Annotated in this window: 1 pseudogene; it reads right to left on the bottom strand. The window is 39.2% G+C overall.

Annotation, left to right across the window (positions count from 1 at the left end):
* Window positions 1-434, bottom strand: a pseudogene (locus tag J8L97_RS23220) (cell surface protein); the annotation flags it as partial.

Below are 434 nucleotides of genomic sequence, written 5' to 3' on the forward strand. Positions count from 1 at the left end.
GTGTTGTTCGATACATCAATACTGCTAAGCCGATTTGAATCTAAACCCAATGAAGTTAGTTGCGTATTTGCACTCACGTTCATGTTTGTGAGTTGATTGTTGTCTAAATCTAATCGAGTCAAAACGGTATTACGACTGACATCAATAGCACTCAGCTGATTGTTATTCAGACCCAATGTTTCCAGTAAAGTATTGTTCGATACATCAATGCTGCTGAGCTGATTTGAATCTAAGCCCAATGAAGTTAGTAGCGTATTTGCACTCACGTTCATGTTTGTGAGTTGATTGTTGTCTAAATCTAACCGAGTCAAAGCGGTATTACGAGTAACATCAATGACACTCAGCTGGTTATTATTCAGCCCCAACGTTTCCAGTAAAGTGTTGTTCGATATATCAATGCTGCTGAGCTGATTTGAATCTAAGCCCAGTGACGT

The sequence above is a fragment of the Pseudoalteromonas sp. MMG012 genome (assembly GCF_018100875.1).
GTDB lineage: Bacteria > Pseudomonadota > Gammaproteobacteria > Enterobacterales > Alteromonadaceae > Pseudoalteromonas > Pseudoalteromonas aurantia.